Origin of the sequence: Sphingobium sp. R-21 (genome assembly GCF_049913335.1) — a bacterium.
Taxonomy (GTDB): domain Bacteria; phylum Pseudomonadota; class Alphaproteobacteria; order Sphingomonadales; family Sphingomonadaceae; genus Sphingobium.
This window is the reverse complement of record NZ_CP184375.1, coordinates 1-14,139: the sequence shown is the minus strand read 5'-3', so window position 1 is coordinate 14,139 and position 14,139 is coordinate 1. Positions and strand designations below refer to the sequence as shown.

Annotated in this window: 9 protein-coding genes; 6 read left to right on the top strand and 3 right to left on the bottom strand. The window is 61.9% G+C overall.

Features of this window, described 5'->3' with window-relative positions:
* Window positions 1-417 precede the first annotated feature (417 nt).
* The 3 genes from ACN9MX_RS14890 to ACN9MX_RS14880 are packed head-to-tail and all read left to right on the top strand — an operon-like array spanning window position 418 to window position 5,840.
* Window positions 418-1,602, top strand: coding sequence for a TolC family protein (locus ACN9MX_RS14890; RefSeq protein WP_363829142.1), 1,185 nt, complete (start codon window positions 418-420; stop codon window positions 1,600-1,602).
* A gap of 1 nt (window position 1,603) precedes the next feature.
* The gene (locus ACN9MX_RS14885) at window positions 1,604-2,719 is read left to right on the top strand and encodes an efflux RND transporter periplasmic adaptor subunit (RefSeq protein WP_363829140.1); all 1,116 of its coding nucleotides are present in this window, start codon (window positions 1,604-1,606) and stop codon (window positions 2,717-2,719) included.
* Between the two features lie 4 nt (window positions 2,720-2,723).
* A complete protein-coding gene (locus tag ACN9MX_RS14880) occupies window positions 2,724-5,840 on the top strand; it encodes an efflux RND transporter permease subunit (RefSeq protein ID WP_363829138.1) in 3,117 nt (1,038 codons plus the stop codon).
* Window positions 5,841-5,880: 40 nt separating this feature from the next.
* On the opposite strand, the gene ACN9MX_RS14875 is transcribed toward ACN9MX_RS14880, so the two are convergent.
* Complete coding sequence (locus ACN9MX_RS14875; protein WP_363829137.1) at window positions 5,881-7,317, bottom strand: hypothetical protein; 1,437 nt, start codon at window positions 7,315-7,317, stop codon at window positions 5,881-5,883.
* 367 nt (window positions 7,318-7,684) lie between these two features.
* On the opposite strand from ACN9MX_RS14875, the gene ACN9MX_RS14870 reads away from it, so the two are divergent.
* Window positions 7,685-10,228: a TonB-dependent receptor gene (locus tag ACN9MX_RS14870; protein ID WP_363752374.1), complete on the top strand. Its 2,544-nt coding sequence runs from the start codon at window positions 7,685-7,687 to the stop codon at window positions 10,226-10,228.
* A 119-nt stretch (window positions 10,229-10,347) separates the two neighbouring features.
* Here the strand turns inward: ACN9MX_RS14870 and ACN9MX_RS14865 are convergent, their stop codons facing one another.
* Window positions 10,348-11,607, bottom strand: a complete 1,260-nt coding sequence (locus ACN9MX_RS14865) for an MFS transporter (protein WP_363829136.1) — start codon at window positions 11,605-11,607, stop codon at window positions 10,348-10,350.
* Window positions 11,608-11,763: 156 nt separating this feature from the next.
* Between ACN9MX_RS14865 and ACN9MX_RS14860 the strand changes: the two genes are divergently transcribed.
* Both ACN9MX_RS14860 and ACN9MX_RS14855 read left to right on the top strand, forming a co-directional pair.
* Entirely contained in the window at window positions 11,764-12,561 is a 798-nt protein-coding gene (locus tag ACN9MX_RS14860) for an enoyl-CoA hydratase-related protein (protein ID WP_363829133.1), read from the top strand.
* Window positions 12,558-13,340, top strand: coding sequence for an SDR family NAD(P)-dependent oxidoreductase (locus ACN9MX_RS14855; RefSeq protein ID WP_363829130.1), 783 nt, complete (start codon window positions 12,558-12,560; stop codon window positions 13,338-13,340). Before ACN9MX_RS14860 ends, ACN9MX_RS14855 begins: the two co-directional genes overlap by 4 nt.
* Window positions 13,341-13,413: 73 nt before the next feature.
* Here ACN9MX_RS14855 and ACN9MX_RS14850 read toward each other — a convergent pair whose 3' ends face one another.
* Complete coding sequence (locus ACN9MX_RS14850) at window positions 13,414-14,100, bottom strand: SDR family NAD(P)-dependent oxidoreductase (RefSeq protein WP_363829127.1); 687 nt, start codon at window positions 14,098-14,100, stop codon at window positions 13,414-13,416.
* Window positions 14,101-14,139 lie beyond the last annotated feature (39 nt).

Below are 14,139 nucleotides of genomic sequence, written 5' to 3'. Positions count from 1 at the left end.
GGGCATGGATTGCCCTGGCTTGGGGGATCACTCCATCGTCAAATGTCTGTTGTCTTGCAAAGTCTTCGGCAGATGTTGAAGCAATAATCGCAATATATGCATAGAGATTTCAGCTATTGATAAGATATAATATCCTATCATCAAATACTCATATCCATCATTGTCATAAATATGCCAAAAATGACGAATTACGCCTATATTAAATTTAGTTTAGATTGATCGACAATCTTGCGGCACGCCTCCCTTCTGATAGATGGGCCAAGTCCATCTTCAGGGAATGTTCAGCCGCCAATGCCGTTTTCCAACGTTGCGCCAGGCTCGCGGTTTGCGAGCCTGGCGGCATGCCTGTTTTGCGCAGCGATTCTGCATCCGCTTCCGGCGATTGCGGCTGTTCCCGCGCAAGCAGAGACAGCCGCCGTGCCCATCAGCCTGGATGCCGCCCTGACCCTGGCGGACGAGGCGAATATCGACGTCATCCGTGCCCGTCTTGCGCTGAAAACCGCGCAGGCGAACCTCCGCATGGCCGATACGGCGCCCAATCCGGTGTTCAGCGTCAATTCTACGCAGATCAGGCCGTCGCAAATCGGGGTTGTTCCTTATGATCGGCTGGCCGACACGGTGGCCCGCGTCGACCTTCCGCTTGAGCGGGGGGGCAAGCGGCGCGCGCGAACGGCGGCGGCCAACGCGCTGATCGACGCGGCGCAGGATGATCTGGTCAGTGCGCGCCGTGACATGCGCGAGGCCGTGTATGACGCCTATTTCGACCTCAAGGCGGCCGAAGACCGCGTCCGGATATTGCAGACCATAGCCAGCAGCTATGCCGACAGCCTCGCCATTGCAGGCAAGCAGCAGCATGTCGGGGCTCTCTCCAGCGGGGATCTCGCCCGGCAGACGGTGGAGGCCGCCCGCGCCCGCACCGACGCGGCGCAGAGCGTCACCCAATGGCATGCCGCGCAACTCGCGCTGGGAACGCTGATTGGGCGAGAGGTGCAATCGGACATGCTGGCGACGACCGGCGACTGGCCCGCGCTCGGCGGCATGAATGAACAGGCGGCCGATCTGATCGCTCTGCGTCGGCCGGATGTTCTCGCGGCGCAGGCCAGGACCATGGCGGCGAGGCGTGATGTCGATGGCGCGCGCGCGCTGCGCCATCCCGATGTGACCGTCGGGGTCCAGTATGAACGCGCCAGCGGCGCCCTGGGCGTCGGCGACTCGGTTGGTCTGGGCGTGTCCCTGCCCATCCCTGTTCGAAACCGCTATGTCGGAGAGGGAGAGGCTGCCGAGACCGCGCTGGTCCAGGCGGAAGCCGAGGAACGCAAGGCGATCTCGGTCGCCACGGCCGACATCATGATTGCGCGACAGGCGCTCCAGGAAGCCGTCGATCGCCAGCGCGCGTTCGACACAACGCAGCTTCCCGCAGCCCGCAGGGCGGCGGAGGTGGCCGAGTTCGCCTACAGCCACGGCGCCACATCGTTGATGGAACTGTTGGACGCCCGCCGTTCGCTGCGCGCCGTGGAACTGGGCGCGATCGATGCGCAATCTGATGTGGCCAACGCCATTGCGCGGCTAAGCGCCGCTGAAACTACCGGAGACGATCGCTGATATGACGAGGAGTTTTCCTCTGCGCTCCGGCGCCTCGCTGGCTGTGCTGATGCTGCTTGCAGCCTGTGGCGCCGCCGATGCGCCGCCACCCAAGGCGCCGAAAAAATCGCCGGACATGATCAGCTATGCGCCGGGTTCGCCAGAACTGGATTCGCTGCAACTGGTAACGGCGTCGAGCGGTCCTTTGCCCGTTTCCGCCGATCTCAATGCCCGCATCGTCCTGGATGAAGCGCGCACCAGTCGCGTCGGCGCGCCCGTGGCGGGTCGCGTGACCCGGGTGCTGGCGGATATCGGTCAGGCCGTTCGGGCGGGCCAGCCGCTCGCCTATCTCGATGCGCCCGACGTCGGCCAGTCGCGCGCAGACCTGCTGACGGCGCAGGCGCAGCGCAATCTGAAGGCGCGGGAAATGGAACGTTCGCGGATGCTCTTCGCGGGCGGCGCCATAGCTCGCCGCGACGTCGATGCGGCCGAGGCCGATGCTGCCTCCGCATCCGCCGAGTTGGAGCGCGCCAGCCTGCGGCTGCGCAATCTGGGCGGCGGGAGCGGCGATGCCTTGCCGCTCACAAGCTCGGTCGGCGGATATGTCATTGATCGGCAGATCAACCCTGGGCAGCAGATTTCAGCCGGGCAGAGCCCGCTCTACACGGTGTCCGATCCGCGTCATCTCTGGGTCAATGTCGATGTGCCCGAGGATTCCGTCGGCCGCGTGCGTGTTGGAGAACGGATCGAATTCGATGTTCCGGCCTATCCCGACCGCCACTTCAGCGGAACCGTCACCCAGATCGGTCTCGCGGTCGATCCCGCCACCCGCCGCGTCCAGGTACGCGCGGAAGCGGACAATCCCGACCTTGCGCTGAAACCCGAAATGTACGCCCGGGCGCGTCTGACGACGGATGACGGCCGCCGCGCGATCAAGGTGCCCAATGCCGCGATCTTCGAATCAGGGATGAAAAACTACGTCTTCCGTGCCGAAGGGGCGGACTGCTTCCGGCGCGTGGCGGTAGAGGTGGGCGAGCGCGGCGACGCCTATTCTTATGTGACCGCCGGCCTGCGCAACGGCGATCGCATCGTGGGCGAGGGCGCCTTGCTGCTGAACGCACAGCTCTCCGGGGACTGAATCGATGCTGGAACGTCTGGCCCGCTTCGTCGTGGAGAAGCGGATATTCGTGATCATGATGGTGGTCGCTCTGATCATCGTTGGCGGCAGCGCCGTGACGACGCTGCCGATCGAGGCTTTTCCGGACGTGCAGGACGTCCAGGTGGTCGTCATCAGCCAGCGGCCGGGGCAGGCGCCGGAGGAGGTCGAGCGCTCCATATCGCTGCCGATCGAGCGTGCGCTGGCCGGGACGCCAGGGGTCAATGACATCCGTTCGGTCTCGATCACCGGCCTCTCCGTCGTAACGCTGATCTTCAACGACGGGACCGACGATTATTTCGCTCGATCCCAGGTGCTTGAAAAGCTGCGCGACGCCGATCTTCCGGACGGCGTCGTGCCCAGTCTGGCGCCCCTTTCCACCGCGGTCGGCGAAGTCTATCGCTATGTTCTCGACAAGCCCAAGGACATGCCGCTGTACGAAGCGCGCGCGATCCAGGACTTCGTGGTGCGTCCGGCGCTTCGCATGGTGCCAGGTGTCGCGGACGTCACCAGCTTTGGCGGCAGCATCAAGCAATATCAGATCCTGATCCGTCCGGATCTGCTCAAACGCTATGGCGTCACGGTCGCCGACATCCAGTCGGCGGTGGGCAACGCCAATTCCAACGTCGGCGGCGGCGTCATTCCGCGCGGCGACGAGGTTGTCGTGGTGCGCGGCATCGGCCTTTATCAGGGCATAGACGATGTCGGGAACACCGTGGTCAAGGCGCAGAACGGCAATACCGTGCGCGTTCGAGACCTGGGTGACGTGAAGATCGGCACGCCCGAACGAAGCGGCATGGTCGCCTATGACCACAAGGACGATGTGAGTGAAGGCATCGTCACCATGGTAAAGGGCCAGAATGCCGCTGTGGTCGTCGCCGGCGTCCGCGAGGCGGTGGACAGGTTGAACGCGCAGTTCCGCCTTGACGCCCAGCGAACGGGGCATGAACCGATCCAGATCAGGGCGACCTATCAGCGCACGAAGCTGCTGGACCGCACGGTCGAGACGGTCGCAGAAAACCTGGTCGTCGGCGCGACTCTCGTGACGGTGCTGCTGCTCGTCTTCCTGCGCAACTGGCGCGCCGCTCTCGTCGTCGCGGCGATCATTCCGCTGGCGCTGCTCGCTGCCTTTTCCGGGCTCAGCTTCGCCAATGTGCCGGCCAATCTGATCTCCATGGGGGCGGTCGATTTCGGCATCATCATCGACTCTGCCGTGGTGCTGGTCGAAGCGCTGATGGTCGCACTGGCGCTGGAGGCGGCGAAACATCAGGGTACCCAGCCCGACAAGATCCGCCGCAAGCAGGTATTGCGCAATACGGTCACCAGCCTGGCGCGGCCGATCCTCTTTTCAAAGGCCATCATCATCATGGCCTTTGTACCCATCTTCACCTTCCAGCGGGTGGAAGGAAAGATGTTCTCGCCGGTGGCGCTGACGCTGTCCTTCGCGCTGGGCGCCGCATTGGTGCTCACCCTGTCCTTTCTGCCCGCCGTGCTCGGTTTCCTGGTGGAACGCTACGACATGGCTGAAAAGCACATTGCGTGGATGGACCGGCTGAAGGATGGCTATCGGCGGATCATCACCCGGTCGCAGCCGCGCACGAAGGTTCTTTTCGGCGCCTCCGCGCTGGTGCTGCTCATCACGGTCGCGCTGGTGCCCCGGCTGGGTTCGGAATTCCTGCCCAAGCTTGATGAAGGCAATATCTGGCTGACCGTGCAATTGACCCCGTCGGCATCGATGGACACCACCCGCAAGGTGGAAGCGCGCATTCGCGGGATCATGCTGTCCTATCCTGAAGTCGCCCATGTAGGTTCGGAAACCGGGCGCCCTGACGACGGTACCGACCCCAAGGGGCCGTCCAGCATGCAGATGCTGATCGACCTCAAGCCACGGAACACATGGCGTCCGCAATTCCCGACCAAGGCGGCGCTGGAGGACGACATGCGCAGGAAGATCGCCGCCATACCCGGTGTGCCGACCAATTTCAGCCAGGTGATCGAGGACAGTGTCGAGGAAAGCCTGTCCGGCGTGAAGGGCGAAATCTCCATCAAGATCATCGGCACCGACCTCAACATCCTGGAAGCGCTTGGCGAAAAGACAGCGCGCGTGGTTGCGGCCGTGCCTGGCGCTTCGGATGTCGATGCCGTGAAGATCGGCGGCCAGACCGAAGTGCGCGCCGTGCTGGATCGGGATGCCATGGCCCGCTACGGCCTGAATTCCGATGATGCCAACAAGGCGATCGCGACGGCGTTCGGCGGCGCGACGGTCGGTTCAGCCTATGAAGGTGACCGGAATTTCGACATTGTCGTGCGCTTTGCGGCGGACCAGCGCAATGCGATCGACGATGTCGCCCAGCTGCAAATTCCGCTGCCGGCGGGCGGCACCATCTCGCTGGGCGAGGTTGCGCATATCAGCGTTGAAATGGGCGCGTCCCGCATCAGCCGCGAAAATGGCAGTCGCAACGTCGCGGTGAAGGCGAATGTCGACGGTCGCGACCAGGGCGGCTTCGTGGCGGATGCACAAAAGGCGGTGGCCGAGCAGGTGAAGCTGCCCGCCGGCTACCGGATGGTTTGGGGCGGCCAGTTCGAAAATCAGCAGCGCGCCATGAAGCGGCTGGAAATGATCGTTCCCATCGCGCTCTTTGGCATCTTCATCCTGCTTTTCGGAGCGTTCCGTTCGGTGCGATCGGCCCTGCTGATCCTTGCGATGGTTCCTTTCACCGCCATCGGGGGCGTTGCGGCGCTCGCGCTCGCAGGCCTTCATATGTCGGTATCCGCGGCTGTCGGATTCATCGCTGTCGCCGGCATCTCCGTCCAGAATGGCGTGGTGATGCTGGAGCATATTACCCACAGATTTGAAAATGGCGACGCCTTTGGCATGGCCGTGGTGGAGGGTGCGATCGACCGCCTGCGGCCGATATTGATGACGGCCCTGATGGCGGGGCTGGGCCTGCTGCCGGCGGCGCTGTCGACGGGGATAGGGTCCGAGACGCAGCGTCCCTTTGCGTGCGTCATCGTCGGCGGCATCATCTCCGCAACCTTGTTCATGCTGCTGCTCTTGCCTCTCTCACTGCTGTGGATAGAGCGCGAACGGCAACCGGCCTGACCTGCCGCCTTCTGAACAGCGGTCGAAAGTGCTTGGGACGTCAGTTCATGAGGTCGTGATAGTGCGTCGGCGGCAATGGGAGGGTGGCGCGCGCCATGGCGCCCGAGACGAGAAGAAATGCCATCGTCAGCAAAGCCAGCCTCCTTGCGTGCAGGGCTTTCCCCGGCTGCCAAAGGATGATCCACCCCAGCGCCGTCGCCAGCATGACCCAGAGGTGATAGCGCAGGTCGGACGAAATGCTGATCAGGACGAAGCTCGCCTCCTGAAAGAGCGCGGAGAGGAACAGCGCCGTTGCAAGGTCGCGCCGCGCATCCGCCGGTCGATGCCAGGCGTTCCACAATCCCCAAATGGCAGCCACGGTCCAGAGGATCGGCCACGCCAGGGGAACGTCCGTCATCCATCCTGCGGCCTTCTGCCATTGCATCGCAATGGGCGAGGGGTCGGCGAAACCCAGATCATTGGGTTCCGATCGCATCGGCGGCGCTGCCAGGGGCCAGTGCAATGGCACGAGCCAGCGCTCGGTCGAATTCAGATGCGCGAGCCGATGGGCGGCATAGGCGGCGGGATGTGTCGCCAGCGCTCTGGAAAATTGGCGGAAGAGCTGGCCGAGCGATGCGTGGCTCCAGGGACGGATGGCGGCGGCGCATGTGGCATTTTCGTCGAGAGGATCCCAGAACAGCGGCTTGACGCAATGATGCGCCTGCAGCACCCAGATGGACGGACGCGGAAGGCCGAAGGACGGGTCGTCCGTCCGGACGGCTATCGCGGCAAGGTCATATATCGGCTGGCTGCTGCGCACGCCGCTGTCGCGCGCGCCAAGCAGGACATGATTGACCGGCTGGGACAGAAGCAGCGCGGCCGGGATCGCCACGATCATGGCCGCGATCCAGGCAAGGTCATTGCGCGGCCGGGGCAAGAGCAGCATCGCGATGGGTATTGTGGAAAATGCGCCGTTCGCGCGGACCAGCGTGGCATAGACCAGGCAGACAATGGCGATCGTCGAGGCGGTAAGGGGAACGGGCCTGCCGCGCAATCGATAAGCGCTGACAATGCCGGTGGCCAAGGTCAACGCACCTGCAAGCTGGCTGTCTTTGATCACGACCGCGAGCCAGCCGAGCAGCAGTGGCGACGCACCGACGGCCAGCAGCGCCGCAGCCTTGCGGTTGCTGCCGACCGCCTGTCCTGTCAATCCCAGTCCGATCCAATATGCCGCCATCTGGATGACCAGCAGAACCGCGGCGCTAGGCCCGGCGAAAGCGAACAGGGACCAGAGCCGCGCCATCACCGGCGGATGCCAGTCGGTGTAGCTTTGGCTCAGTATCTCGCGATACTGGACGATAGTGTCATATGCGGCGATGCCTGGCCAGAACAGCGGCAGTGATGCGGCCAGAAGCAAGCATGCAGCGATCATCGGCCAGGCCGGCGCGGAGCCCATCCGCTGTTCTGGGCTGCCCTCCATCGCTTTGCTTGCCTCCATCAGGTGACTTCCCGAATATATTGATATGCGAAGCTTCATCCAGTCAGCATGATGCAATCCTCATGGAGCATGACCTTGCTTTCGCCAAGACCAGACGCTCGTGCGCGTCGCGGCGGACTGGCCGGACAGCCGCCCTGTGGAAAGCCATGGCTGGGGTGCCGTTCAAATTATATGCGGACCAGAGCGAATCCATTCGATCGGAAGCTGTCTTCGGGCAGGAATTCACGCAAAAAATCAATGGCGGCAATCTGATTCGACCAGATGGAACCCTCTCTAGTCCGTTCGGCCTAAAATTATGGCGAACGCCGGTGGTAGATTCGTTGCACCATCTCCGGGGTCATGGAGAGGTAGAAATGGGAGGATGAATATGAGGGCCGTAAAACCCGCATTCCACTACACCGTCTCCGCTGCGTGTATTGCGATTGCAATGGCTGGGTCGTCGACTATCGCGCAGGCGCAGTCGGGCAACCAGGCCAGCAATCTTGAAGATATCATCGTGACGGCACGCCGGGTCGAGGAAAATCAACAGAAAATTCCGGTCGCCGTGACGACATTGACGGCGGCGTCCATGGAACGCCGAAACGTGGTTGCAGTGAACGATCTTCAGTTCAGTGTCCCCAATCTGCAGATCAAGCCCAGCAACAATAATCCAAGCCTGCCCGAATTCATCATTCGCGGACAGCGTCAGGTTCTCTATACCGATGAGAACGTCGTGACATATGTCAACGGCGTTGCGCAAAGTACGCGCGGTCTGTCTCTCTATGACCTTGAAAATGTTCAGGCGCTAAAGGGTCCCCAGGGGACGCTCTTCGGCAAGAATTCGATGGGTGGCGCCATGGTCTTCACCACCGCCCGGCCCAAATTCGATCCTGAAGCGCGTTTTGACCTGGAAATGGGCAATTACAATCGCGTCCAGGGCACCGTGATGGGCAACATTCCCCTAATCGACGAAGTGGCGGCGCTCCGCATCGCCGGGCGAATCGAGAGGCAGGATGGATTCTTCAAGAATCTGCGTCCGGGTGGCAAGGATCTGAACGACCGAAACAACGAAAGTTTCCGTGTCTCCCTTTTGGTGAAACCGGGCGATCGTTTTGAAAACCTCACGACATTCGACTATATTCACAAAGACGAAATACCCACGCCGTCCTTGATCGAGGCTGCGCCGCTCGCAAATAATTTCTTCCGCAGCGTCACGCAGCAGGCGGTGACGCAGCAAAGCGCCCTTGGTGGCAGCACTCCTCTTGTGGACACGGCCAACGGTCTTTTGGTGCGCCAAGGCAATCCATTCCGCTCGGTCGCCTTCACGGGCATTGGTAAAACGCTCACCAATGCGCGTTATCCTGCCCTGACAGGCTTCGGGGCACGTTCCGAAGTCTATGGGATCGCCAATACCACCAGCTTCGAACTGAGTGACGCGGTCACGCTGAAGAACATCATCGGCGCCCGCTATGAGGAGGCTCTGGACTTTCAGGATCCTTCGGGAATTACCGGAATGACTTTCGACTTCGGTACGTTGTTCGGCGCGCCTCCAGGGTTTGTGACAGGTCAGGCTACGAACAACGACACATATTATCGAAATCAGTATAAAACATTTTCTGATGAGTTCCAGGTCATCGGAAGATGGGGTAATCTCAATCTGATTACCGGCTTGTACTATGCCCATGTCAAGCATCAGTATAACGTCAATTCATCCTTCGTCGTCGGCCCCGCATCTTTCTACGGTCCGGCTTTTGAGAAGCATGGAGCGATGCGGGATTCGACCGAATCGATGGCTGCGTTTGCTCAGGGCACCTATGATTTCAGTGGTGTCGGGCTGGACGGCCTGCGCCTGACGCTGGGCGCGCGTTATACCCGCGACAAGAAAGAGATGCGGGGGGAAGGTTTCTACTCTACGTCTACGGAGACAGTGCAGTCGTGGAATCCTGCGTTCCCGCAAGGACAATGCAACGAACTGAACGGCACTTTCGGCAATGCTGTCGGCGTGAACAATGGCGCTGAATGCTCTTTGACGAACCATCGGACCTATAAGGCTGTAACCTGGACAGGATCGCTGGAATATCAAGCGACGCCCGACACACTCCTGTATTTCGCCTCGCGCCGGGGCTTCAAGGCAGGCGGCCCGAACCCGACGACCCGAGTCCTTGAATTCAGCATGTTCGGACCGGAGAAGATTACGGACTTCGAATTGGGGCTCAAACATCAGGGGCGCCTGGGCAGCGTTCCCTATCGTCTGAACATTGCCGGATTTATCGGCAAATATCGCGATATCCAGACGTCGGATATCCTTCAATTCTGCACCAACGACAACGTAGGCTGCTCTGGTGGCGGCGTGTTCACCGAACTCATCCTCCTCAATGTCGGCAAGGCCACGATCAAAGGCATCGAAGTGGAAGGTTCGATCAAGCCGGTCCCGCAGCTTGAGTTGAATGCCGGCTATTCCTATCAGGTTGGCCGCTATGGCAGTGGTTCTATCGTGCCTCAGCCTACCGACCCTGCCAATCCGGTCAACGCGGCCAATCCCATCAACTTCGCGGGTGGGGTGGACCTTTCGGGCAAGGAATTCGCGGGTGTTCCACGCCAGACGCTGACGCTCTCTGGGACGTATGAGGCCGACTTCATCCCCGAAAGCTTTGCCAAGACGCGTTTGAGCGTGAATTACTTCTACCGCACGAAAACCAAGGGGCTGGCGGTGCAGGGTAATTTCGGAACGCCTGCTTTCGATACGCTTGGCGCGCGCCTGTCGTTCGATCAACTTTTCGAATCCAACTTCTCCCTTGCCCTGTGGGGATCGAACATAACAAACAATTATTACAAGCTTTACTGCAGCAATAACCTCAACAGCATCGGCTACGCCGCTTGCAAGTGGGGCGATCCGCGCACCTATGGCGCGACGCTGTCAGTCAAGTTCTGATCAACAAGACCACCGGGCGATGCGATTGCATCGCCCGGTTTTTTGCGTCTGTCGCATTCGCCGCCCGGACGTTCGGGTCGCGGTGTTCCTCGCCGAGCGGGACGCGATGTGGAAATGCCCTACATGGTTGGAACGGGTACCGGCGGCTGCAGCCTGCCCAGCGCGAACATGCCAAGCGCGCCCATACCCATGACCCCCCCCAGGACCAGCAACATCATGTCGTAAGTGCCGGTTCGGTCGTATATCCAGCCGGCGCCGATCGGCCCCATCGTCGCGGCGACCGCGGCGATCGAATTGATGCCGCCAAGCAGTGCGCCAAAGCTGCGCATGCCGAAATATTTCGACACCAGATAGATGACGACGTCATTCTCCGCGCCGACGGTAGCCCCGAAAATGGCCGTCGCGATCACAAGCACGCCAACGCCGGGATCGTGCTGCATCATCAACCCCAGGCCGAACAGGGGCAACAGGAAGATGAGGGTCGCGACGATATGGGTGGGGAAGATGTCGAGGAGATGCCCGACCGAAAGTCGGGCAACCAGGCCGACGATGCCGACAAGCGCCGCGATCTGCGCCGCTGCCCCAAGGCTGATATTCTTGCTCATCAGAAGGGGAACCAGATTGGGCGCGAGCGCCATCGTATATAGTATGAAACTGAACATGCCGCCGACGATCAGCCAATAGGCCGGCTGGCGCATGGCTTCCCGCGCTGTCACGCCGGGGAGGGAAGAGGTGGGATCCATGCCCATCGGCGCAGCTGCGGATCGCGCCGGGCCGGTCGGCCGGGCAAAGAGGCTGACGGAGAAGGGCAGCGTAAGGCCGAGCCAGATGGCGGCTGTACCGATCAACGCTGCGCGCCATTGAAAGGCTTCGATCAGTGCCGTCGCGATGAGCGGCGCGAGGGCCGCCGTCAGGGATGAACCGCTGAGCACGGCGGCAATGGCCAGCCCTCTCCCTTTGTCGAACAGGGCGGCGATGCTTCTGGTCCATACCGGACCCTGCATCATTCCAACAGCCAGTGCCACCAGCGCCCAAAGCGCAATCCAGTTGCCCATGCTTCCGTCCGCCTGGGACAGCAGTGCGAAGGACAAACACAGCAGCAACTGGCCGAAAAGGGCGACGGGCCGCGCACCGAAGCGATCGACCGCGAGCCCGCCCAGCAGGTTGAACAGTATCGCCGCCCCTGACATGACCGTAAAACCGGACATGGTCTGCGCGCGCGACCAGCCAAATTCCTGCTCGATCGCACCCACGAACGGGCCGAAGCAGAAAGTCTGAAGACCTATGCAGGAATAGCCCATCGCGCCGCCCAGCACCACCGGCCAATATCTGCGCCACTCCTCCTTGGCCGATTGGGGGGATCCGCTGAAATGCGTCATGGCTGGCATCCTCTCTGTCGTCGGTCTTCGTGCTTGGCCTATCTTCCCAAAGGGAATTGCAATTCGCTCAAACGGACGAAGCCTGGAGCAGCGAAGGATATTAGGGCGCGATCGAGGGCAGGACTGCCGCTGCCTCTATCGGTCGGAGAGAGGTGCATGAAGTTTCTGGACATTGCGACAGGCGATCGGGATGGCATCGTGCATGTGACCATGAATCGCGGCCCGGTGAATGCCGTGGACCAGGCGATGTATGTCGAGATCGCGGAGCTGTTCAGAAATCCCGACGCGTTCTGCAAATCGGTACGGGCCATCATATTGAGCGGCGCTGGCCGGCATTTCTGCGGTGGTAACGACCTGGACGAATTCGCGTCGATGACCCCCGTGAACGCGCGCGAACGCATGTGGCGGGTACGCGAAGCCTTTTTCGCGATCATGGAATGCGCGGTCCCCGTCATAGGCGTGGTGAGGGGTGCCGCCCTGGGCACCGGGCTGGCGATCGCGGCGTCCTGCGACTTTGTACTGGCGGGTGAGGATGCGCTCTTCGGCTTGCCCGAACTGACGGTCGGCGTGATGGGCGGGGCGCGTCACCTCGCCCGCCTTGCGCCACAGCCGCTGGTCCGCCGCATGTATTTCACGGGAGAGGCGATGTCGGCGCCGGACTTCGCCGCGGCAGGCGGCGCGATCAAGGTCTGCGACGGTGAGACCGTGCTGGCCGAGGCGGAACGCCTGGCAGGACGGATCGCAGGATATAGCCCCACGGCGGTCCGGGTCAGCAAGCGCGTTCTCGATCGTATCGAGTGGATGGACGTTCAAGAGGGCTATGCGTTCGAACAATCGGCGACCGAGAGGATGAGCGGCCATCCCGATTCCAAGGAAGCCCTGGCGGCGTTCCGCGAAGGGCGCGATCCGTCCTACCTTCCGCTCGACCGTAATGCCGGCTGGTACGGTCTATGAGCGGGGAGCGGGCAACAGCGCTGCCGGATATGTTCCCCGCCGGCGGCGCTTTCGTGCTCGGCGGAAGCGGCGGACTGGGTTCGGCGATATGCCAGGCGTTCGCGCAAGCCGGCATACCCGTGGCGTTCAGCTATCGCAGCGATGAGGCGGCTGCCCGGCGGGTAGCGGACATGGTCGAAAGCTATGGCGTACGGGCGAGAATCTACGCCGTGGACGCCCGCGAACGAGCTGTTGTCAACGATGCGTTGAGCAAGGCGGCAGAGGACTTCGAAGGGCTTCACAGCATCATATACGCGGCCGGCCCGTCCTTTTCGCCCGAGTTCTTCGGTCGGACATCAGAGGATATGTGGCGCAGCTGGCTGGAAGGCGATGTCCTGGCGGCGATCCATCTGGCGCAGGAATCGATCGTTCACTTGCGGCGCAGCCGTGGCGCTTTCCTGACTCTGAGCAGCTATCAGGGTGACATGATCGAGGTGCGGGGCGGCACCTCGGCGATATCGAAGGCGGCGCTCGATCGCATGATCGCCGTCATCGCCAAGGAGGAAGGCCGATATGGCGTCCGGGCGAACAGCCTGCGTTGCGGCTGGATTTCCAGCAAGACCAATGATCGGCTTCTGGCGGCGATGCCCGGCCTCGCGGAGAGCAAGCGCAGGTCGATTCCGCTGGGACGTCTGGGACTGCCAGAAGAAATAGGCCAGACCGCGCTATTCCTTTGTTCTCGTCTGGCCGGCTTCATCACCGGCCAGACTATCACCGCCGATGGCGGGGAGGCGGTTTAGCTGTAGTGTCCGGCCATGGAAGCGGTCGGTATCAGCAAATCGCCTGTGAAAGCTTGCGCTCCCCCAGCGACGGTTATTCGGTTCCGCCGCGTGACACAGGAATGAGCGCGCCCGATATGCCGCGCGACGCCGGGGAGGCGAGGAACAGGATCAGGTCCGCGATTGCCGCTGGCTGCACGAATTTCGAAAAATCGGCGTCGGGCATGTCGGCGCGATTGGTCGGGGTGTCGATCACGTTCGGCAATACGGCATTGACGGTGCAGGATGTGTCGGCAAGCTCGGCCGCGAGGGCTTCGGTGATCTTGTGGACGGCGGTCTTGGAGGCGGCGTAGGTCGCCATTCCGGCCGCCGCCGATGTCGCGGACATCGATCCGATGTTGATGATCCGGGCATTTGGCCGGTTGCGTAACTGGGGAAGCGCGGCCTTGGTCATGTTGAGGCAGGTCATGGCGTTCATGGAGAACATGCGGGACCAGCTTTCCATCGTGCTGTCGGCCAGCGTCTCCCATGTGAAGCCGCCGGCCACGTTCACGAGGATGTCGGGCGGTCCCATTGTTTCGACGATCGCGTCGATCGTCCGATTGGCGCAATCGGCATCCGCCAGGTCGACGCCGCCAAAATCGACACAGCCCGCCAGAGCGGCGCGAGGCTGCGCATAATCGACGCGGGCAACGCGATCGCCATTGGCAAGCAGGGCGGCGCAGACGGCCTCGCCCAATATCCCGAACGCCCCGGTCACGACGGCAATGCGCGGCAACATTTCTTCCTCCTGGATAAATCTCCGTAAGGCCACGGCCAT